Raw genomic sequence first — 18,997 nt, 5'->3', positions numbered from 1 at the left:
GCCTAGCGATTCCGCCAAATGAGGATCTGTTCTAAAGGGGAACGCCGCGCAACAGGCGGGGCCGGCCAGGCGCTTCACCAAGGCCTTGACGCGTCAACGCGTGGCGCAGCGCGGGCAGCTTTTGAAGCAGAAAGGCGCCACCGCCGATCACGCCGCGGGCCAACGGGTTGGCACTGCTGCTCAACAGGCCGAACCCGCTGGTGAAGGCGCCTGTCGCTAGCGTATCGGGCAGACGGCTCGACTGATAACGCTTCAGCAGCCCCCGCGATCCTGGGTCACGGCCGTAACGATGTGCCGACACCAACAACTCCGCCAGGCACGCGACATCGCGTACCGCCAGGTTGAACCCTTGGGCGTGTATCGGGTGCATGCCGTGGGCGGCATCGCCGATCAGGGCAAGGCGATCGCCGATGAGGCGTTTGGCATGGCTGAAGGTCAACGGAAACGCGGCAAGCGGTGTTGCCGGCCGGACATCGCCGAGCCGTTCGGGCATATGGCGTCGAAGTGCCCGGGCGAACATCTCTGGCGGCGCCGCTTGCCAGCGTTCTGCCTGATCGCGGTCCCGCACCCAGGTTATTGATGCAGACGGCCGGCCCGCGCCCGTCTCCGGCAACGGCAGGAAAGCCAGGGGACCACCGGCCAGTAGGATCTCAAACCCCTCGCCGCCATGGCTTGCGCCGGTCGTCACGCCCACAGTCAGCGCGACCTGCTTGAAGTCGACCCCGGGGCCGTCAAGCCGGGCCGTCTGGCGCAGCGGCGATCGGCGTCCGTCGGCAGCAACGGCAAGCCGGCAGTCGATTGCCAGTCCTGATCGGCAAGTGATCCGGCAGCTCTCCAACCCCGCATGCTGGCACGCGAGTTCCTCGCCCCAGAACGCGTCAATGGATCCCTGATCGGCGAGGGCCCGCTCCAGGCCACGCGCCAGATCCCGGCCCGCGATGCCCCACGACAGGGCTTCGCTGCCGGTATCGCTAGCCCGGTAGAGTACATCCCGTTTGCTTGCCGGGTCGGTAACACGCATGACGGTGAGCGGCTGTGCCTGGTCGGCAAGGTAGTCCCAAAGGCCGGCGGTCCTAAGCGCGACGACACTGCCCAGATTGACCGATAGCGCCCAACCATTCGGCCGCGCGCCATCGATGGCCCCGTCGCCCGGTTTGCCGCGCTTGTCGAGCAACGCGACGCTCAAACCATGATCGGCAAGCAGCCGCGCCAACATCAGACCGGCATGGCCCGCCCCGACCACCGCGCAATCATAGAGTTGACCTTGCGCCTTGCTGTTCGTCATCAACGCCGTAACACCTTACCGATGCCGATCATGTTCACTTTATATGGGAATGACCTGCCGTGGCTGCAGAAGCGGACCGCACGGCGCGGCAATGAACGATCCAGACCGGCCAGCACCAACGATGCCTCCCGTCTGACTCCCCAATCATGGCAGCGCCGCGGGCGCCTCCCCAATACGCTGCAGCTTGAAACGTATACCGTTGCACGTCGATGTGTGTATCGTTGCCTGGCATGCAACGCCGTTCCAAGACCCGATGGACCAAGGGAGGGCATGCAAGCAAGAGGCGTCGAATCGCTCGCCGATGACGTGGCTCCAGGGCGGGAAGTCGGCAGCCCCCTTAGAAACGGTGCACGGAGAGTATCGTGGTGTTGAATCGCAAATGGATGGCATCTCTTCCGATAACCCTTGTCGTGGCCGTGATCGTGATCGGTCTGTCGTCGATAGCGTCGGCTCAGGCCGAGGATGTCGCGATCGATGCGCCGAGCGTGGTGCTCCACGGCGTGCCGTTCTCCGTCACAGTCAGCGATCCCGAAGGCGAGATCATCCCCGAGATGGGCCCGGTTCTTCAGGTTGGCGATCAGACCTACCCCATCAGCGTCGTCGACGGCGAGGCGACGGTAGAGGACATTCTTGTCGATGGTGGGGACCCCATCTTCTCGATCGCCCATGGCGGCAGTGAAGCTCTTGCCGAGGCGCAGGCCGAGGGACTTCCCGGTTGGGTGTCCGTCCTGCCCGCGCTGCTTGCGATCCTTATCGCGCTTGTCTTTCGTCAGGTCATCCCGGCTCTGTTCCTGGGCGTTTGGCTTGGCGGTTCGCTCGCCTATGGCTTTTCGCTGACCTCCCTTTGGTACGGTCTGGTGGATACCGTGCCAGTGCATGTTCTGGGCGCGCTCAACGACTGGGGTCATCTCGCGATCATCCTCTTCTCGCTCATGATCGGCGGCATGGTCGGAATCATTTCCCGCAATGGCGGCACCGCCGGCATCGTCAAGGCGATCGTCGGGATCGCAAGTTCGCCCAAGCGGGCCCAGATGACGACCTGGGGTCTGGGTATCGCGATCTTCTTCGACGACTACGCGAACACGCTGATCGTCGGCAAGACCATGCGCCCGGTCATGGACAAACTCGCCGTATCGCGTGAGAAACTCGCCTATCTCGTCGATTCAACCGCCGCGCCGGTCGCGACGATCGCGCTGGTCACGACATGGATCGGCTTCGAGGTCGGGCTCATCGGTGACAGCGTCGCGAACATCGACGGTTACGATGAAGCCGCCTATTCGATCTTTCTGAAATCGATCGCCTATAGCTTTTACCCGATCCTCACCTTGCTGTTCGTTCTCGTGATTGCCGCCTCAGGACGCGACTTCGGGCCGATGCTGAAGGCCGAACGACGCGCGTCCTCGCGCGGTCTGGTCAGCCGCGAGGGCGCCCATACGGGCGAATCGTCGGCCGATGCACAGGAACACGCGCCCAAGCCGGAGAAACCACAGCGCGGCTTCAATGCAGTGATCCCTATCCTGGTCATGGTCGCGGGAACATTCGTCGGCATCTATGTCACCGGCCAGGAAGCGGCCGGCGCGGACGCTTCCTTCCGCGATATCATCGGTAACGGCGACGCCTATCTCGCGATGGTGTGGGCCTCAACGGTAGCGGTCGTGACGGCGGCCATTCTGTCGATGGGCCAGGGTATTCTGACGCTCTCCGAGACCGTGGACGCGTGGTATGCCGGGGCCCGTTCGATGCTCTTTGCGGTCATCATCCTGACGCTCGCCTGGTCGCTGGCCAGCGTCAATGACACCATCCAAACGGGCGACTATCTGGTATCGCTCCTGGGCGATACGGTCGCGCCGCAAATGGTGCCGGCCATCGTCTTCGTGCTGGCCGCTGGGACGGCCTTTGCCACGGGGTCGAGTTGGGGCGTGATGGGCATCGTGATGCCACTGTCGATCCCACTGGTATGGGCGATCATGGCCGCCAACGGCATGACCGCCGATGACAGCAATCTGCATCTCATCTACGCAACGGCGGCGGCCGTCATGGGCGGCGCGGTTTGGGGCGACCATTGTTCGCCGATCTCCGATACGACGATCCTGTCGTCCCTGGCATCAAGTTGCGATCACATCGATCACGTCCGCACGCAGCTGCCCTATGCCATTCCGGTCGGCTTTGTCGCCGTTGTCGTCGGCCTGATACCAACGGGCTACGGCTATTCCTGGTGGCTGTGCCTGCTGGTCGGCGCCGCGATCGTCATCGCCCTGATCTTTTTGCTGGGACGACGTTCCGATGCCGGCGCACCGGGCACTCATCCGGTCGCCGCGCCCGAGCCGGTCAAATCGTCTGGCGATCGCTGAGGCGGTTTCAGTCGACCGCGATGCCAGATCGTTCGACCCGCCCGGTCTCCATGATTGCCTCGATACTTGGAAACGCCGCGCGCGCCTCCTGCGGTACCGGGATCCAGGCGGCAGCCGCCGTATCGCCCGTGAAATAGTCGAATGGCAGCGCGCCCGGGCCCGTTGGCCGGCCGACGATGATGCGCCCGACCATGCCGGCCAGCTCGTGGGGCGCACAGAAGTAGTCGTAGACGCCCTCGACCGTCAGTGTCCGCTCGAAGGCATCGCCGGGGTTGACCAGATAGTCGGAATCCCACGGTTCCGCCGCTTCGGGAATGCGCAAGGGGCGGTCGTCGTTGATGGGATGATAAGCGGTTGCCGTGTGCACATCGGCATCGACGATCCAGCGCACGGTCGTGCCCGCCGGAACCAGAATACCGACCGGGTCGAACCACGCATGGGCACCCAGATCAGCGCTGCGCATGTGGATCTCAACGACGGACGTGGCCAGGGCCGGCATGCCCGCCAGGCCGGTCGCGAGACCGGCGAGCATGCGCCCGCCGGCCCGCAACATGTCGCGGCGCTTCACGATGCTATTCGAGCTTCGCCTCGCCCTCGGGCACATGCCACAGAACCACGTGGTAATGCGGCTCTTCCACGCCTGGATGGCCGGCGTTGTAGTACATGTCGACGTCGACGACGGTTTGCGTGCCCACCGCAAGGTCGTCGAGCGCCTTCTGGGCCTCGATATCCTTGGTCGGGATCATGTAGATCGAACTGACCAGGCGATTGTCGCGGTCGTAGGCAAGAAACGGCCCGGCCGGCAACGTCGCGGGCTGGACGTAGAGCGTGCCAAGGCCCGGGATAAAGTCGGGCAACGCGACGAGTTGGCTGACCTCTTGATAGTCACCGCCTGGCGGTGCCTGGTCGGCATTGGCGACACCCATCATGGCAAGGCCGGCAATCGCACCGGCGAGAAGCGGTTTCAGCATTTAGTCCTCCTTCGTGAATATCCCATCGTCACGCGGGTGAACCGGCGAGACCGCGGACGGCGACCCGGCCGGCGATTTTGTGTGGCAGCGCACGGCTTCAAGCTGATGTCCAATGCGCGTGAGAACGCCTCTGACGATGCTGTCGCAGTGCTCGCCGCCGAACGCGAAGGTCGCCGGCATCAGCGCGTCGAACCGAGCGCCGAGGGTGTCCTGCAGATGACGTCGTGCGCGATAGTGCCGCGTCTTGACCGTCTGCGGTGGAATCGAAAGGCAGGCGGCTGTCTCAGCGGTGCTCAAACCTTCGACGGCGCGCAACACGAAGACGGCGCGGAAATGGTCCGGCAAGGCGTCGATCGCACCCTCAAGCAGAGGCCGCAGTTCGCTGCTCGCGGCCAGCCTCTCGCGATCGGGCTGTTGGCTTCTCATTGTCTCGGTTTTTGGCGCGCTCTCGCCGTTGCCCGCTACGTAATCGTCCAGTGAGATCACGCGGCCGCGCTTGCGGAGCCTTCCGAGCGCCTCATTCACCGCGATCCGGGAAAGCCAGGCCGAGAATCCGTCTGGGCCGACGAAACCGTCGATCTTCTCGTAGGCGCGAACGTAGGCCTCCTGGACCACATCCTCGGCTTCAAGGCCGTTCCTAAGGATACTGCGCGCCAGACGGTAGAGGCGCTGGTTGTAGCGACGCATGATCAGCTCGAACGCGACGGCGTCCCCGGCCCGAACGCGGTCCACCAGGCTTGCGTCAGAAGGCGGCGCCAAATCGGCTGTTGCGGTGTTGTCCGCAGGGGCTGTTTCGTCAATCCGCTGTTTCATGGCCATATCCTTTAGATGCGCGAGCGGCGAAAAGGTTCCCAAGATTGGGAAGTGGCCAGAGAGGCCAGAGCCTTCGTGCCGCGTCGCGCCACAAGCCTATCGATCGTCGTCTGCCTCGCCCATGGCGCCCCAACAAAGGGACTGTGCGTCCGTCGGCCGGGCTTCTGCGGCAGTCGTCTTGCATGGATGCAGTACGCCGCGCGGTTTCGCGGCTCCTGCGAGGTTCGCACCGCACGCGCCGTCGTTCCCAGACGTCAGCGAAGTCACACACTTGTGAGAGTTGTTTCCGTGCGGGGTCACCGCGTGCAGTCCACCGCTGAAAATCACAGTCCACGTCGTAATCGAAAGTCGACCGGATCTTGTGTCGGGCGCCGATGAGGCTATTGCAGCGTCAGCTGTGGGTCAGCAGCCTGATGTCACGATGGCTCGCGCGACCCAGGGTGTGAGCCTCGCGCCTCCACCAGCATCCAGTCGCGGAACGCCGCGATCCTCGGCTGGTCGGCGCTGTCCTTCGGTGTCAGCAGATAGAACGAGAAGGTGAGCGGCGTGCTGAGGCCGGGATCGAACGGGCGCACAAGACGGCCGGAAGCCAGCTCGTCGGCGACCAGGACATCGCCGACCAGCGCGACACCGTGACCGTCGAGCGCGGCCTGCACCGCCATGGTTTCCTGGGTAAATCGCGGCCCGCGTGTCGGATCGATGTCGTCAAGACCCGCCGCCAACAGCCACATGCGCCAGCTGGCCTCGGCGTCTTTCCATTCGACGTGCAGCAGCGTGTGGTAACGCAGATCGTCGGGCCGGCTGAGCGGATGTTCGCCCTGCAACAAGGCGGGGCTGCAGACCGGCGTGTTGCGCTGACCGAACAACCGATCTACCCGAACACCATCATAGCCGCCCGGGCCATAACGAAGCGCGACGTCGGCATCGCCGCGTGCCACATCGACCCGGCGGTCGGTGCCGTCGATGCGGACCTCGATATCAGGATGGCGAACGCGAAACTGTTCGAGGCGCGGCATCAACCACATGGCGCCAAATGACGGGCTGACGCTGATGGTCAAGACGCCGCTCTCGCTCATGGCGCGTATCTGCTCGACCGCCTGCGTCAGCTTGTCGAATCCCTGGGCAAGCGCCGGCATCGCGGCCTGACCGGCATCGGTCAAGCGTAGCGCGCGGGTTAACCGGTGAAACAGCGGCACGCCCAGCGTCTCTTCCAGCGCCCGCACCTGATGGCTGACCGCGGCCGGGGTCACGTTCAGCTCGGCCGCCGCCTTGGTGAAGCTGAGGTGCCGGCCGGCGGATTCAAAAGCCCTGAGGGCGTTTAGCGGTGGGAGCGGGCGGGTCATGACCTATAGACAAATTTTTCTTTCGTATTGTTCGAGATCATATCGTTTGTTGAGACCTGCAGAGTTTCATAGTTTCTGCTCGTCACCAAGCCACAACGCAGCGGGTGCCGAGCCGATCGAAGAACGAGATCGACCAAACCCAGTTTGATCATAGTTCGTCCGGTTGGCAATCCCGCAACCCAGAGAAGGAGCGTCCATCATGAGCCCCAATGATCTGCCCATCCTCTATGCCAACGACAGCTGCCCCTATGTGTTCCGGGCGCGCATCGCACTCGCCTACGCCGGCATCGATGTCGAACACCGGGAGGTCGACCTGGACAACAAGCCGCCCGCCCTGTTGCAGGCGTCGCCGAAAGCAACCGTGCCGGTCCTGATTTTGTCCGGCGGCGCGGTCATCGATGAGAGCTGGGCAATCATACGGTGGGCGATGCGGCAGGATGACCCCGACAACTGGTGCGGCGACAACGACGCCGCGCTCGAACTGGCCGAAGAGCTCGCCAACCTGAACGACAGCGAGTTCGGCGAACCCTCCATGTACTACAAGTTCTCCAGCTACTATCCCGATCGCGATCGACTTCAGGACAGGTCGAACTGCGAGCCGTTCCTCGATGGGCTGGAGGCGCGGCTTGCGACACAGGCGTTTATGTATGGCAACGCGCTATCGGCCGCCGATGTTCCTGTCTATCCGGCGGTCGCTGGTTTCGCAGGGATTGAGCCGACGTGGTTCGCCGACCGGTTTCCGAACGTCAATGCTTGGCTGAAGCGCGTGGCGGCCTCGCCGCACGTTCAGCGAGTCGACTTCGACCATGAGCCCTGGCGGTTCGAACATACCGGCTAGCGGTCGGCGCACCAGATCGGTGACACTGTCGGCGATTTAAGGGATCGATCGCCATGACACAAACGCTCTTCGCTGCCCCCTCGACCATGTTCTCACTGCCGCTCAGCCATGACTTCCAGAACGCACGCGCCGCTGTGGTCGGTATCCCCTTTGACTGCGGCCTTTCGTCCACGCGATTCGGGTCCCGCATGGGACCGAACGCCATTCGCCATGCCTCCGTATTGACCCGCGAACTCTTGCAGGATGCCGACATTGACGCGCTCGACCGCGTGATCGACGCCGGCAACGTGGTGATCGCCTCTGGCGCTATTCATTCGGCCTTCGACGCAATAGAGCAGGCGATGGGGGTCGTGCTCGACGCCGGCTGCGTTCCCCTTACGCTCGGCGGCGACGGTTCGGTCAGCCTGCCCCAGATGCGCGCCATTCATAAGGCCCATGGCCCCGTGGCGGTGCTGCATTTCGACGCGCACACCGATTCAGCGAAGCTCGCGACGAACGACCACTATGACAACGCGATCCAGTTCACCCATGCCGCCCACGAGAGCCTGATCGACTTATCCCATGCTCTTCACATCGGGACGCGGGCGCCGGTCAATGCCGCCAATGACATCGCCTACACACGCTCCCTTGGCTACGAGGTCATTCCCTATGACGTCGTGAGCGATTGGGGTGAAGAGAAACTGATTGCCCACATGCGCGAACGCATGCGCGGCCAGAAGGTCTACCTGTGTTTCGACATGGATTTCTTCGATCCCTCGGTCGCGCCCGGCGTTCAAACGCCGACGCCTGGCGGCGCGCTTGCTGCTGAGGGCCTGGCACTGGTCCGCGGTCTCAAGGGGCTTGATATCGTCGCACTCGATATCAACACAGTAACGCCCCTGCATGATCCCGCAGGCGTTACGGCAACTCTGGCGGCGTCCGTAGCCGGAGAAATGCTGGCGCTGCTCAAGCCGCGCCCTGGATTAGGCTGAACAAGGACTGTCTTCACCAAACTCTCACAGCGAACGAAAGGAAGAACGCCATGAAGAGAATTCCAGGAGATGCGCGCGGCCGCTGTGCCGCCGTTCAGTCGGACGGGCTTGTCTATGCGGTCGCGACCGATCCGCACTGCGCCGACGGCATCGCCGCGCAAACCAGGAATACCTTAGAGAAGCTCGACAAGGTGCTTGCCGAAGCGGGGAGCGCCAAGACCCGGATGATCCAGGCAACGGTCTACCTGGAGAACATCGCCGACAAGCCGGAAATGGATGAGGTCTGGTGCGATTGGATCGGCCCAGAGCAGAATTGGCCGCAACGCGCCTGCATCGGCGTCAACCTGGAGCCCGGCTGGCTGATCGAGGTCGTCGTCACCGCGAAGGTACTTCAATGATCCGGCGTCACCGAAACGCCATCACGACCGCTAGGCGTCAAGGGTCCGCCGAACGTTCAGGGCCCGTTGGCTACGCGCCCCACACATCATCGAAGCGCGTCGTGCCGTCCGGTGCGGGATGGTCCCGATAAATTCGCCGGTCGCGCACGGCTTGACGCTTGGTTGCGCGATGGAAGGTCAGACCGGTCGCGACCAATCCGATCGCAATGAGAACATGACCGACGATCAGTTCACCGTACCAGAACCAGGCGCCCGTCGCGGCGCAGAAGATCGCAGTCCACATCATGGCTAGAACAGTCATCATCTGGAAGCGTTGCACGGGAGGCAACTGATTAAGTGGATTGACCTCAGGGTCCATAACCGACCGATAGAGCGACAACATTGCGCTTCTCCAGCTTGCGTCTTCGTGTCCCTCTTACGTCGCTCATATCCGTTAGGATCACTGCGGGGTCACCACGGGATCACACGGGCCGCCGCGGCCGAGGCCGCCATGCAACTGGCATGGATGCACCCCTGGATGGCCGATAACCTGGCGCCCGCGCCAGAGCGGATCATGGGCGATGCGCTAACGCGGGCCGGGCTGGCGTAAGTGTGATCAAGAGCAGCGCTGTTCTAAGCGGAAACCCGATAGGCCAGATATTTGCGTTGCGTGGAGATATGATCCGCCAGATGTTTGGCGTCGTGCCAGACGCCCCAAATGAACGACGATCCCCGTCGCGACAGCCACGGCAATCCCAGGAAGTAGATCCCGGGTTCCGACGACACACCGCGTTGATGCTTGGGCCGACCGTTCTCATCGAAGGCATCAACGTTCAACCAGCTGTAGTCAACGGCAAAGCCTGTTGCCCAAATGATCGTGCCGATACCGGCGTCCGCCAGGTTCAATGAGAGAATGGGGTCGCTGACGCAAGCCGGGTCCGCTTGGATTCTCCGGGCGTCGGGCTCTTCGGGAAGATCAAGGCCATTGCGTTCGATGTAAGCATCGGCTTCGTCCAGGAGCGAAAGGTAGTTGGCATCGCCTTGCGCGAGATTGTCGGCGAGATCCTGAGCAAAGCTCAGCACGCCACCTTCGAACGACCGGGTCACGCCGAGCAGCGTCATGCCCTCTGCGGCCAACCGCCGGAAGTCGACCGTCTGGCCACCATGGGCGCCGCTGACCGAGATCGTGACATGCTCGGTGCCGGGGTCGGTGACCTCGGCGTCCCACTTACCAAGCACGCCCAACCACCAGACGAAGTCGCGCCCGCGATAGCTGCGCGGCGGACGGTCGTGTTTACCGACTGAGAGATACACGCGCTTTCCCGCGCGCGAGAGTTCGTCGGCGATTTGCACGCCCGACGATCCCGCGCCGATCACCATAACGGCGCCCTCAGGCAGTTGGTCGGGATTGCGGTAAGCGCTGGAGTGCATCTGCAGGACGCCGGCATCATCGGGCACGAGGGGCGGGATGACTGGCTTCTGGAACGGTCCGGTGGCGGCGACCACGTACCGCGCCTCGATCGCACCCTCTGACGTATCGACACGGAAGCCCGCCCGGTCGGCATGGCGATGCACATTCGTGACCTCGACGCCGCAGCGGATCGGGGCCTCGATCTTCTCCGCATACGCCGCGAAGTAGTCGGCAACCTCTTCCTTAGGGGCAAAGGCATCGGGTTCGGAGTCGGAAAACGTCATGCCCGGAAACCTGTCGTGCCAGGCTGGACCATTGGCAACCAGGGAGTCCCATCGTTCCGAGCGCCAGCGCTCGGCAATGCGGTGCCGCTCAAGAACGAGGTGCGGCACGCCGCACGCACTCAAGTGCTCGCTCATGGCGAGGCCCGCCTGACCTGCGCCGACAACAAGTGCTTCTACGTTTTCAACTGCCATGTCCGGATCCTCTGCTGACAGGGCTGGGGTCTCAGCCCGTCCAAGCGCCAGACTATGGAAACCGCTGGATAAGAAAAATATTTCTTATCTATGATTTGAATTGCTTTTCTTAAATCACGAAATCGGACACCGATGTGCCGAATCCCACACGCAAAGAGGCACCTAGCCGACCAACAAGCGTCTTGCCCTTTGACAAAGGCTATGTGAATATTGCGAATGCAATTCATTCTCATATTCTGAAGCGTAAAGTCTTCTAAGTGATGGTTAAAACTCGGCGACCAACAGACAAGCGATCTCTCACGAACAATCAAGCGCCCGTCAGCCGGTTCACGTGGCGCGGGGTCTGGCTGTGGCGCAGCATCTGGCTGACCGCCATGCCCATCACCTTGCTGGCTCCGGCAGCACTGGCCCATCCCGGCCATGAAGGCGAAATCGGCACGTTTCATGTGCTGGGGTCCATCGATCATATCGCGGTCTTTCTCGGCATCGGTGTTGCAGCCGCGCTGCTTATGCTGGTTCGCCATCCCGCGGCCATCGTGGCGGCCAATCTGATCTTGCTGGCGTTTGTGCTGATTCTCGGCGCTGGCCACGGCATCCACGGCGGCGTTCTGTTTGGCATCGAGACGGCGATCGCCGGCGCGCTTCTCGCGCTGGGCGCATGGCGGGCCACCCATGTTCTCTACGCCTACATCAAGTCACGCCGACGGGAAGAACGCGTATGAAACCTGAGACGGATCATCCCGGCGGCGACGCCGCGTCCGACCTGCCTCAACCCGACACGCGCTGGCGGGAGATGATGGAGCGCGGCAACGCCGCGTTTCTCGCCGATAGCTACGAGGCGGCGTTGGCCTTCTATCTGGGTGGTGTGCTTGAAGCCGAACGCCTGCTTTTCTCCGCCCTCGCCGGTACGGCCAGGGAAGGTGCGGCGCCGGGTCCGGCGCTCGTGGTTGCCACAAACAATGCGGCCAACGCCTATATGAACGACGGCCGGCCGCAGGAAGCGCTGCACATTCTTGAGCATGCATCATCGCTTCTTCGCAAGGCAGTTCTCGACAACGGCGCCCCCGCGGCGGTGCGCATGAATTGCCTGCGCGATATGCAGCGCGCCTACGCCAATCTTCTTGCCCACTTACACAAGACAGGCGCGCCCCAAGCAGAGATTGACCGCGCCTTCAGAATGGCCAAGAGTGCTGCCCAGTCGTGCCTGGCGGCCGTCAAACCAAAACCCAGACCTGGTCGAAACTTTCACTAGAGGACTCACGTTGCTCCACAAACTCTTGAAGTCTGCGGACCCGATGTTGCGCGTGCCTGGCGCGCGGGCCCATTGCGATATCCCCTGCAAGATCTATGACCCTGCACCGGCGCTAATCGCCGCGCTGTCGGTTGTTCGCATGATTGACATCATGAAGGAGGCGGAAGGTAGCGGGGATGCCGCATCCATAGAGCGTGCGAACACGCTTTCGCGCTGCGTGCTGCGCAAGGAAGAGGAAGCCGAAAAGGTCAAGCACGAGGTGCGCATCATCTGGGGCGACTATTTCAAGGCGCCCCAGTTCGAGGCGCATCCCGAGATCCATGACGTCACGCATCAGATCATGATGAAGGCCAGCGCGTGCAAACAAGGAACCGATCGGGCCGATGCGGAAGCGCTGGTTGAGCTGGTCAACCAGTTCGCCGAAATCTTCTGGGCGACCAAGGACATCAAGACCGAACGCAAGACCGCGCCCTACCCGCCCGCCATGCCGGTCGTCTATCCGCAGCTGTGACGACACCCGTTTGGGACCGTTGGCGCGGTCTGTTCGGCTGGTCGCTTGTGCGGGTCGACGGAAACAGCATGGCGCCGGCGCTCAACGACGGCGACTATGTCCTGGCAAGAAGGGACCGCAACTCTGTTGAGCCGAACGCCGTTGTCGTGATCCGGCATCCGTCCTTGGGTCGCATGGTGAAGCGGGTTCGCGCCCGCGACGCCGACGGACGCTATCTGGTCGCCGGCGACAACGCACTATCGATACGAAGCGATGCGATCGGTGCCCTGGACGGCGACACCATCACCGGTCGCGTCCGGTGGCGCGTCTCGCCAGATGGGCTTCAGAGGATCCGCGATGGCGCGCGGGATTAGGCCGAGGTTCTACGAAACGAAGTCTCGAATGCTCTGAACGAACTTGGGGAAATCAGGTTCGTTTTCGAAGATCATGTGGTTCTTGCTGCGCAGCATGACGAACTGGGCGCCGGGGATGCGCGAGGCCATGAATTTGCCTTCCGAGAGTGGCGCCACCGAATCCTCGTTGCAGTGCAGGATGAGCGTCGGGGCACGGACCTGCTCCAAACGTTCGGCGATGTCGAGGTCGTCGAACATCGCGCGAAAGCCCGCCATGTTTTCGCCGGGCCCGCAGGTCCGCTGAAACTCGTTGAACCACGCGGCCTCCTCGGCGCTGGCATCGGGCATGAAGAGCGACGTCATGTATTGGCGAAACGCCGGGTTGTCGGCGCCCCATCGCTGCCTGATCAACGTCACCAGCGCTTCGCTCTCGGCGTCCGCTCCGGGCTCGCCGCGATGGCGACGGCCCCGGGCATAGCCGCCATGCAACACAAGATGTGAGACGCGGTCGGGGTGGCGCACCGCAAAGGCGATCGAAACGGAGGCCGCCTGCGACGTCGCGAAAATCGCAACCTTTTCATAGTCAAAGCGGTCGACCACACGTTCGAGGTCATCGACCATCTTCTCAAACGACATCTCGACATTGTCCCAGTCGGACATGCCGTTGCCGCGCTGATCGAACCGCAGAAGGTGAAAGCTCTTGGAGAGATTGGTGAGGAAGTACCCCATCATCGGGCTTTCCCAATCCTTCTCCAGGTGCGTCATCCAGCCGCCCATGATGACCATGGGATAGCCCTCGCCGACATCCGCATAGGCAATGCTGACGCCATCGCTCGATTGCAGATAACGCACGGTACTTTGATCGGCGAGGCCGTAGCTGCCCGACCTGCCCGTGCTACCGCCATCGGTATCCGCGACCAGATAGGCGTGAATCGACTTCGACAGGTTCTTCAGCCGCTGCGGCCCGAGATCTTCGAACCGGATCCCCGCCTCCTGGCCCAGCGCATCCTTCACGACCTCCGACACGCAGATACGTCCCGGCGGCGCGATGGCTTCCAGACGCGCCGCGACATTGACGCCATCGCCCAGGAGGTCGTCGTCCTGCTGCACCACGTCGCCCAGGTTGATGCCGACACGGAAGGCGATGCGCCGGTCCTCGGCAACCGGCCCATTGCGCTCGGTCATGCCACGCTGGACCTCGACGGAAAAGCGCACGGCGTCGGACACACTCGGGAACTCGATCAGGAGGGAGTCGCCGGCCGTGTTGGCGATGCGTCCCCGGTGCGCGGCAATCCTGGGGTCGATGAACTCGCTGCGGTGCGCGCGCAACGCGGTGAGCGTGCCGGTCTCATCGGCCGCGGTCAGCCGGCTGTAGCCCGCGACGTCGGCGGCGACGATCGTCGTCAGTTTCCGGCTTTGCCCTTCGTCCGCCATAAACGCGCCTGCCCTTTCACCAAGGGAGACTAGCAGCCCCGAGGCCGGAGGCGAAACGGCGGACGCCGCAACGGCATCGGCGCGCCTTGAACGAGAACTGCCGACCTATCCTTCGGTCCGGCCGGGTTCGGTTTGATCATGTCGACCACGCCACGTCCAGCCTGCATGCCCTCACTGACTTCTTCGAAGTGGTCGTCCCAGCGCTTTTTTGGATTGACCCTCCGTCAGCCCGGGCTATCGGCCATGGCAAACAATTGAAGCGCCAAGCTCGGGAGACTGACCGGTCGTCAGGCCAAAGCGATCGGCTTCATCGGCGCTCATCCAGTGCATTTCAGCAGCCGGCGCCGCAGCAAGCGTGTACCAATAGAACTCCAGGTCCACACCCAGGTCACGATAGTAGTCGAGATACTTGGCATGTTCGTGGTGGTCCCTTGGAAGTTCAGCCGCCGGCGGGCCCTCGCCACCCCAACTATGGACACCGACACAGGCACCAGATTCGAGCGTCCGGCGGTTTCCGGCAAGAAACAGATCGGTTCCACCCGACGCGATCAATCCGTCCGAGGGCACGATCGTATCGAAGCCCAAGTCGCGGACGTCGCGGCTAAACTCAAGATTGGCGTCGTCGTCAACGGAGCCCTCGACGTATTGCAGAACTAAGGTTTTGATATGCGGATGTTGGCTCGTGATCGCCCTGAAGATCTCCGGCGTGCTCTCATCGATAACACCGGTCACCGAAAAATGTTCACCCTCGGCGTCAAACTCCAAGGGAGAGTATGGCGTCTCACAAGCCGCCAAAAGCACCGCACGTAATCCGACGAACGTCGCGAGTCCGGCTGTTCGCACTGTTCTGCCTCTTGGTTACCGTAATGACGGGAGGGGTCGCCGACCCTTAAGCCTGCGCCCGCCGTCCATTCTCAAGGCTCTCTTGATGCGATGCCAGCGCCCATGTGATGCCGGTCTCCTGCTCCGAAAGTTCCCACAGTTTGCGGGCCTGGTCCGTGTCGAGAACGCTTTCCTCAAGGGTACACTCGCCAACTGCTCCCGCCATTTCACTGCGCTTGGTCGGACCGTAGTAAGCGGTTTCCTTAAGGTTCTCTTCCGTTGCACAGAGGATCTCCGGCCACGCGCCGCGTTCAGCGGACTGCGCGAAAGGAGCCGCGATCTTCAGCATGAACTTGATGAACCCGGCGGACTCGTCTTGTGCCAGCGTTGTCTTCGCCATACCGGGATGGCACACATGGACAGAGATCGGCAGTTCGGCCTGCTTCACCCGCCGCTCAAGCTCATAGGCAAACATCATCTGCGCGAACTTGCTGTGGCAGTAGGTGTAATGCGGGTTGTAGTTCTTGTCGAAGTTCATGTCCTCGAACTGAATGCGCTTAAGGCCCATCTTGTGGCCGTTGCTGCCCACGATGACGATCCGGCCCTTGCTCTCGACAATCCGATCAAAGATCAGGCTGGTCAGCAGAAAATGGCCGTAGTGGTTCGTGCCAAGCTGACTTTCAAAGCCATCCTTCGTGAACTGCTGCGTCGCGACCTGGGCAATGGCGGCGTTGCCGATGAACGCATCGATGTGCGGCACCTCGGCGTTGACACGCTCTGCCGCCTGGCGCACGGAGGCGAGATCTGCCAAGTCCATCAGGATGTAACGCACGTCGGCGTCCGCACCCAACTCCGACTTTAGAGCTGCAATGGCGGCTTCGGATTTGGGCACACTGCGATTGAGCATGACGACGCTTGCGCCTTTGGACAGAAAGATCTTGGCTGCCTCGTAGCCGGCGCCGGCATTGGCGCCGGTAATCACGTATGTCTTTCCGGCGAGGTTGCCGACGCTGTCTGGGGTCCAGCCTTTTGGGCCGTATGGATTTTCTTTTGCCATCGTTCCAAACTCAGTTGAGGGTTGTTCACAGGCAGGACTTCCTGCCTAGGGTGTTTGCGTTTCTTCGCCGAGCGACGTCAGAGCTCGCCGTGCTTCTTGAAGAAAACATCAACGATCTCCACGACCTCGCCGATGTAGTCAGCCTGGTCATAGAGCGCGACGTGGCTTGCACCTTCGATCTCGTGAAACTCTTTCTCGGAAGTCACCTTGTCGAAGTAGACCTTGGTGCAGATACCGGTCTCGGCCTGTGATCCGACAATGCCGCAATAGGGCTGGATCATTTTGTCGGCATACTGCTCACCAAGGTTCACAAGGGCAGTCTCGTCGACCGTGGACAACAGCACGTTTGTGAAATTGGGATAGGTCTCCGTGCCGCCGCGCTTGGTACCGTAGTAGTCATAGCCTTCCAGCACGCCGGGGCTGGCGTTCGCGTTTTTCGACATGTAGTCCGGGTCGGTATAGCCGAAGTAGTCATGCGACACCGCTTGACCCGATTCGAACATCTTTTGGCGTGCAGCGTTAGCGGCCTTGATGCGCTGCTTGTACATGTCCATGTCGGCAAACTGGATCATGTCCGACGCCATCATGGCGCTGACCGAAGCGAACGCCTTCACACGCAGGTCCGTAATGATGGTGGATGACATGATGTTGCCACCGCCACAGAAGCCCAGCCCGTTGATCGCGCCGACGAACGGCAGGCTGCCCAGGAACGAGATCGCGTTGCGCAGGTCCTCCCACTTGCGTGGAAAGTCCTCGTCGTCGCGGAAGTTCGCGGCGTAGCTATCGGACTCGCCCTTCGAATTGTAGTCGAACGCCAGGGCGACATAGCCCCGCTCAGCCAATCTGGGACCATAGTTGGCGAGGACCTGATCTTTGACCTGCGGGAACGGCGGGGTCATGACGATCCCTTCATAGGTCTTACCCGGATCAAAATCCGCGGGTAGGTAGAGGTCGCCAACAAGGTTGATGCCCTTGCTTTTGAAACTGACTTTGTTCGCGCCTGCGACGAAAGTTTCAGCGGTCATGGTCTGCGTCCTTTTCACCAGATGCGTCTTGCCAAAGTAAATTATGCTGTTTACATAGTGAGGCGGAACCACGATGTAAATAGGGTATTTTACTTTTTTGGAGTCGATGCGTGAAACGCTCTGAAATGAAACGAAAAAACATCATCGACGCCGCCGTGGAGGAGTTCCGATTTCACGGATTTGAAGGCGCGCGCACGACGCGCATCGCAAAGCGGGCGAATGTTTCGAGCCGAACGCTCTATCGCCATTTCCCCACGAAAGAGGCGCTGTTTGATGAGATCGTCGAGATCATCGTCGCCGAAACCGGAGCGATCACCTCAGCGCCCTATGACCCCGCCAAGCCGGTGCGCGAGCAGCTGCTCAAGGCGCTCGGCGACTACATCGCAGCGATCACCGACGAGCGCTATATGGGCCTTAACCGGATGGCGATGACCGAATACCTGCGCGACCTGGAGCTGGCGCGCCGCGTCTTTGCCCGCGCGGAAATGAGCAACAATCCGGTGCGCGCGATTGTGGCCGGCGCGATTGACGCCAAGCAACTGAAAGAGGTCGATCCGCAATACGCCACCGAAATGCTGACCGCCGGGGCGAAGGCCTTCTTCTTCTGGCCCAGATTCCTGATCGGCGAACTGCACGTCGAAGACCCGCAGTCGGTGATGGAGGACTGCGTCGACATGTTTCTCACCTATTATGGACTTCCCTCAGAAACCTGATCGTTGCTCCACTCCCGCGACCGTGACGCCGGGTTCCATGTGCCTCCGCCGCGGCCCTCTCTGTGGCATGCGGAGGAGACGCATCTGGCACACCCACGTGCATTGACCCTATGTCGCCCAACCCATGTCTTTCGCGAGCAACAGGTTCAAACGCAAAAACGCCGCCGACCCGAATGAGTCAGCGGCGCCATGTAATGGTAGCGGGGGTAGGATTTGAACCTACGACCTTCAGGTTATGAGCCTGACGAGCTACCAGACTGCTCCACCCCGCAGCAAGCTCGTAAGAGATGACATCGTGTGACGTGACGGCCGGCGTATCGGATCTCTGCCAATCGCCGATGTGGCAGCAACGCTTTCGCCGGATCTTGGATCCGGCTGCCGCTCTCGTCCGTTTGGCCCTTCGGGCCAAACAGGAGGAGACGCGTTTCAAAAGCCTGGCAGCGTCCTACTCTCCCACGCCTTAAGACGCAGTACCATCGGCGCAGAGGGATTTAACGGCCGAGTTCGGAATGGGATCGGGTGCAGGCCCCTCGCTGTGACCACCAGGCCGTCGAAGCGCGGCCCCGCCACAGGCCCCTTGTCTGGGCGTGCGGCTTGAAACGGTGTGTTGTTGCCTTCCATGCGAAGATGACTTGATACGGTAGTCGAGCGCGGGCTTTGACCCGAACTTAAGAGTTCGGCAATCAAGCCTATCGAGCGATTAGGACCAGTTAGCTTCACGCATTGCTGCGCTTCCACACCTGGCCTATCAACGTGGTGGTCTTCCACGGCTCTCAGGGAAAACTGGTATCGAGGGGGGCTTCCCGCTTAGATGCTTTCAGCGGTTATCCCGTCCGCACATAGCTACCCGGCTGTGCCGCTGGCGCGACAACCGGTACACCAGAGGTGCGTCCATCCCGGTCCTCTCGTACTAGGGACAGCTCCTCTCAATTTTCCTACTCCCACGGCAGATAGGGACCGAACTGTCTCACGACGTTCTAAACCCATCTCACGTACCACTTTAATCGGCGAACAG

General features: G+C 61.9%; 20 protein-coding genes, 1 tRNA gene and 2 rRNA genes. 9 read left to right on the top strand and 14 right to left on the bottom strand.

Annotated features, from left to right (window positions below; all coding sequences use genetic code 11):
- Positions 1-31: 31 nt before the first annotated feature.
- Positions 32-1,285, bottom strand: a complete 1,254-nt coding sequence (locus AAF563_14600; protein MEM7122508.1) for an FAD-dependent monooxygenase — start codon at positions 1,283-1,285, stop codon at positions 32-34.
- Positions 1,286-1,668: 383 nt separating this feature from the next.
- Here AAF563_14600 and AAF563_14595 point away from each other — a divergent pair, with 383 nt between their 5' ends.
- A complete protein-coding gene (locus tag AAF563_14595; protein ID MEM7122507.1) occupies positions 1,669-3,636 on the top strand; it encodes a Na+/H+ antiporter NhaC family protein in 1,968 nt (655 codons plus the stop codon).
- 7 nt (positions 3,637-3,643) lie between these two features.
- On the opposite strand, the gene AAF563_14590 is transcribed toward AAF563_14595, so the two are convergent.
- The 4 genes from AAF563_14590 to AAF563_14575 form a co-directional block, all read right to left on the bottom strand.
- The gene (locus tag AAF563_14590; GenBank protein MEM7122506.1) at positions 3,644-4,204 is read right to left on the bottom strand and encodes a plastocyanin/azurin family copper-binding protein; all 561 of its coding nucleotides are present in this window, start codon (positions 4,202-4,204) and stop codon (positions 3,644-3,646) included.
- Between the two features lie 4 nt (positions 4,205-4,208).
- Positions 4,209-4,607: a hypothetical protein gene (locus AAF563_14585; GenBank protein MEM7122505.1), complete on the bottom strand. Its 399-nt coding sequence runs from the start codon at positions 4,605-4,607 to the stop codon at positions 4,209-4,211.
- Positions 4,608-5,420: an RNA polymerase sigma factor gene (locus AAF563_14580; GenBank protein MEM7122504.1), complete on the bottom strand. Its 813-nt coding sequence runs from the start codon at positions 5,418-5,420 to the stop codon at positions 4,608-4,610.
- A gap of 416 nt (positions 5,421-5,836) precedes the next feature.
- Positions 5,837-6,763, bottom strand: coding sequence for a transcriptional regulator GcvA (locus AAF563_14575; GenBank protein MEM7122503.1), 927 nt, complete (start codon positions 6,761-6,763; stop codon positions 5,837-5,839).
- 199 nt (positions 6,764-6,962) lie between these two features.
- Between AAF563_14575 and AAF563_14570 the strand changes: the two genes are divergently transcribed.
- The 3 genes from AAF563_14570 to AAF563_14560 are packed head-to-tail and all read left to right on the top strand — an operon-like array spanning position 6,963 to position 8,970.
- Entirely contained in the window at positions 6,963-7,601 is a 639-nt protein-coding gene (locus AAF563_14570; protein ID MEM7122502.1) for a glutathione S-transferase family protein, read from the top strand.
- Positions 7,602-7,654: 53 nt separating this feature from the next.
- Positions 7,655-8,572, top strand: a complete 918-nt coding sequence (locus tag AAF563_14565) for an arginase family protein (GenBank protein ID MEM7122501.1) — start codon at positions 7,655-7,657, stop codon at positions 8,570-8,572.
- A gap of 50 nt (positions 8,573-8,622) precedes the next feature.
- Positions 8,623-8,970, top strand: coding sequence for a RidA family protein (locus AAF563_14560; protein MEM7122500.1), 348 nt, complete (start codon positions 8,623-8,625; stop codon positions 8,968-8,970).
- A 70-nt stretch (positions 8,971-9,040) separates the two neighbouring features.
- Here AAF563_14560 and AAF563_14555 read toward each other — a convergent pair whose 3' ends face one another.
- Both AAF563_14555 and AAF563_14550 read right to left on the bottom strand, forming a co-directional pair.
- Positions 9,041-9,352: a hypothetical protein gene (locus tag AAF563_14555; protein MEM7122499.1), complete on the bottom strand. Its 312-nt coding sequence runs from the start codon at positions 9,350-9,352 to the stop codon at positions 9,041-9,043.
- A 230-nt stretch (positions 9,353-9,582) separates the two neighbouring features.
- The gene (locus tag AAF563_14550; protein MEM7122498.1) at positions 9,583-10,836 is read right to left on the bottom strand and encodes an NAD(P)/FAD-dependent oxidoreductase; all 1,254 of its coding nucleotides are present in this window, start codon (positions 10,834-10,836) and stop codon (positions 9,583-9,585) included.
- A gap of 374 nt (positions 10,837-11,210) precedes the next feature.
- Here AAF563_14550 and AAF563_14545 point away from each other — a divergent pair, with 374 nt between their 5' ends.
- The 4 genes from AAF563_14545 to AAF563_14530 are packed head-to-tail and all read left to right on the top strand — an operon-like array spanning position 11,211 to position 12,952.
- Positions 11,211-11,558 carry a HupE/UreJ family protein gene (locus AAF563_14545; GenBank protein ID MEM7122497.1) on the top strand — a complete coding sequence of 116 codons (348 nt, stop codon included), beginning with the start codon at positions 11,211-11,213 and terminating at the stop codon, positions 11,556-11,558.
- Complete coding sequence (locus tag AAF563_14540; GenBank protein ID MEM7122496.1) at positions 11,555-12,088, top strand: tetratricopeptide repeat protein; 534 nt, start codon at positions 11,555-11,557, stop codon at positions 12,086-12,088. Before AAF563_14545 ends, AAF563_14540 begins: the two co-directional genes overlap by 4 nt.
- 10 nt (positions 12,089-12,098) lie before the next feature.
- Positions 12,099-12,599, top strand: a complete 501-nt coding sequence (gene sodN, locus AAF563_14535; protein MEM7122495.1) for a superoxide dismutase, Ni — start codon at positions 12,099-12,101, stop codon at positions 12,597-12,599.
- Positions 12,596-12,952 carry a S24/S26 family peptidase gene (locus tag AAF563_14530; protein MEM7122494.1) on the top strand — a complete coding sequence of 119 codons (357 nt, stop codon included), beginning with the start codon at positions 12,596-12,598 and terminating at the stop codon, positions 12,950-12,952. Before sodN ends, AAF563_14530 begins: the two co-directional genes overlap by 4 nt.
- Before the next feature lie 9 nt (positions 12,953-12,961).
- On the opposite strand, the gene AAF563_14525 is transcribed toward AAF563_14530, so the two are convergent.
- From AAF563_14525 to AAF563_14510, 4 genes are all read right to left on the bottom strand, one after another.
- A complete protein-coding gene (locus tag AAF563_14525) occupies positions 12,962-14,365 on the bottom strand; it encodes an alpha/beta fold hydrolase (GenBank protein ID MEM7122493.1) in 1,404 nt (467 codons plus the stop codon).
- A gap of 234 nt (positions 14,366-14,599) precedes the next feature.
- On the bottom strand, positions 14,600-15,130 hold the full coding sequence (locus AAF563_14520; protein ID MEM7122492.1) for an alpha/beta hydrolase: 531 nt from the start codon (positions 15,128-15,130) through the stop codon (positions 14,600-14,602).
- A gap of 124 nt (positions 15,131-15,254) precedes the next feature.
- Positions 15,255-16,244 (bottom strand): SDR family oxidoreductase, encoded by a 990-nt coding sequence (locus AAF563_14515; protein MEM7122491.1) that lies wholly within the window; start codon positions 16,242-16,244, stop codon positions 15,255-15,257.
- A gap of 77 nt (positions 16,245-16,321) precedes the next feature.
- Entirely contained in the window at positions 16,322-17,269 is a 948-nt protein-coding gene (locus AAF563_14510; GenBank protein ID MEM7122490.1) for an alpha/beta hydrolase, read from the bottom strand.
- A 110-nt stretch (positions 17,270-17,379) separates the two neighbouring features.
- Between AAF563_14510 and AAF563_14505 the strand changes: the two genes are divergently transcribed.
- Entirely contained in the window at positions 17,380-17,982 is a 603-nt protein-coding gene (locus AAF563_14505; GenBank protein MEM7122489.1) for a TetR/AcrR family transcriptional regulator, read from the top strand.
- A gap of 195 nt (positions 17,983-18,177) precedes the next feature.
- On the opposite strand, the gene AAF563_14500 is transcribed toward AAF563_14505, so the two are convergent.
- The 3 genes from AAF563_14500 to AAF563_14490 all read right to left on the bottom strand — a co-directional run.
- Positions 18,178-18,254: transfer RNA gene (locus AAF563_14500), tRNA-Met, on the bottom strand.
- Positions 18,255-18,414: 160 nt separating this feature from the next.
- A 5S ribosomal RNA gene (rrf, locus tag AAF563_14495) occupies positions 18,415-18,529 on the bottom strand.
- Between the two features lie 132 nt (positions 18,530-18,661).
- Positions 18,662-18,997 (bottom strand): 23S ribosomal RNA (locus AAF563_14490); the annotation flags it as partial.

The organism is Pseudomonadota bacterium (assembly GCA_039028155.1).
Classification (GTDB): Bacteria; Pseudomonadota; Alphaproteobacteria; order SP197; family SP197; genus JANQGO01.
The sequence above is the reverse complement of the archived record's forward strand: the minus strand, read 5'-3'. Positions and strand labels throughout refer to the sequence as shown.

Excerpts from the sequence above, each read along its gene's own strand:
- AAF563_14550 (MEM7122498.1), bottom strand. The coding sequence starts at position 10,836 with ATGGCAGTTGAAAACGTAGAAGCACTTGTTGTCGGCGCAGGTCAGGCG.
- AAF563_14585 (MEM7122505.1), bottom strand. The coding sequence starts at position 4,607 with ATGCTGAAACCGCTTCTCGCCGGTGCGATTGCCGGCCTTGCCATGATG.
- AAF563_14595 (MEM7122507.1), top strand. The coding sequence starts at position 1,669 with ATGGCATCTCTTCCGATAACCCTTGTCGTGGCCGTGATCGTGATCGGT.
- AAF563_14545 (MEM7122497.1), top strand. The coding sequence starts at position 11,211 with ATGCCCATCACCTTGCTGGCTCCGGCAGCACTGGCCCATCCCGGCCAT.
- AAF563_14515 (MEM7122491.1), bottom strand. The coding sequence starts at position 16,244 with ATGGCAAAAGAAAATCCATACGGCCCAAAAGGCTGGACCCCAGACAGC.
- AAF563_14560 (MEM7122500.1), top strand. The coding sequence starts at position 8,623 with ATGAAGAGAATTCCAGGAGATGCGCGCGGCCGCTGTGCCGCCGTTCAG.
- AAF563_14600 (MEM7122508.1), bottom strand. The coding sequence starts at position 1,285 with ATGACGAACAGCAAGGCGCAAGGTCAACTCTATGATTGCGCGGTGGTC.
- AAF563_14510 (MEM7122490.1), bottom strand. The coding sequence starts at position 17,269 with ATGACCGCTGAAACTTTCGTCGCAGGCGCGAACAAAGTCAGTTTCAAA.
- AAF563_14575 (MEM7122503.1), bottom strand. The coding sequence starts at position 6,763 with ATGACCCGCCCGCTCCCACCGCTAAACGCCCTCAGGGCTTTTGAATCC.
- AAF563_14540 (MEM7122496.1), top strand. The coding sequence starts at position 11,555 with ATGAAACCTGAGACGGATCATCCCGGCGGCGACGCCGCGTCCGACCTG.
- AAF563_14525 (MEM7122493.1), bottom strand. The coding sequence starts at position 14,365 with ATGGCGGACGAAGGGCAAAGCCGGAAACTGACGACGATCGTCGCCGCC.
- AAF563_14565 (MEM7122501.1), top strand. The coding sequence starts at position 7,655 with ATGACACAAACGCTCTTCGCTGCCCCCTCGACCATGTTCTCACTGCCG.
- AAF563_14580 (MEM7122504.1), bottom strand. The coding sequence starts at position 5,420 with ATGAAACAGCGGATTGACGAAACAGCCCCTGCGGACAACACCGCAACA.
- AAF563_14555 (MEM7122499.1), bottom strand. The coding sequence starts at position 9,352 with ATGTTGTCGCTCTATCGGTCGGTTATGGACCCTGAGGTCAATCCACTT.
- AAF563_14570 (MEM7122502.1), top strand. The coding sequence starts at position 6,963 with ATGAGCCCCAATGATCTGCCCATCCTCTATGCCAACGACAGCTGCCCC.